Raw genomic sequence first — 998 nt, forward strand, 5'->3', positions numbered from 1 at the left:
TAAGAATGGCTATTCATTCGATCGAAACCAAAACCATTTTTAGCTTCCTTGATGTAATTCTCCATCGTTCCTCTTTTTTGATAAGCTTGGACGATATCTTTTGGAGAAGCGATTTCAAAATTGGTGACAAAAAAGGAATGCGTAAAGAACAGTTCACCCGCAGGTCGTACAGATTGAATGATGACCTTTCTAGGTTTCAACCAAGATTTTGCTTGGTAAATGGTTTCTTCAAAATAGCGTTCTGTTTTTGAAACATCTTCAGGTACAGATGTAGGATGATACTCTTCCGCCAGACTTTTTAATTGTGCATTTGATTTTAAACGAATAACGTAATAAACCGATTCTCTCTCACACAGTTCATACAGGGCAGGCACGGCAAATCCACTGTCCCCACGAAGAAACAAACTCGTTTCCGGGAATGTTTCGTTGTAATGTTCAATCAGAGGCTGAATAAATTCGACCACACCATTGGAGGTGTAGACGTTTCCCGGGCGAAGTTTCGCTTTCAAAAAGTCGCCAGTAGCTCCATCAAAGGCAACTAAAGGATGAAATCCCAAAGTTCCATAATGAGCATTGAAAGAGGATGACTCTTGGTTACCATACGTATCAGAATGGGTAGAATCTAAATCAATAAATAGAGCTTGCGATTTTCTAAAAGCATGAATTTTATCACGTAATTCTTGATTCGCTTGATTTAAATGATCAATCGATTCTTGGTTAAATCGAGTGTAAAAACGAGATAAGCTCGGTTGAGAAGCGAGAGCTGGTGTATCAATAATTTCTGTAAAAACAGGACCCCTTGTCAATTGATCGGCAGCGTCATCTTCATAATATCCAGCAATGATTTGATAGATCTTTTAACGTAATAAGTTTTCACTTGAATGAAAGTAATAGGCTCTTGGATCATCTAGTTTTAAGTGGTTTTCCAAAGTCTTGGAAAATCCTATTTTTTCATCAAACTCTCTAAAAAGAAGTTCACCCGTATCCGAGGAAAGAGA

Annotated in this window: 1 pseudogene; it reads right to left on the reverse strand. The window is 37.9% G+C overall.

Annotated features, from left to right (window positions below):
• Nucleotides 1-998 (reverse strand): annotated as a pseudogene (locus BN2144_RS05520) (IS1380 family transposase); the annotation flags it as partial.

Source organism: Bacillus andreraoultii, from assembly GCF_001244735.1.
GTDB lineage: Bacteria > Bacillota > Bacilli > Bacillales > Caldibacillaceae > Caldifermentibacillus > Caldifermentibacillus andreraoultii.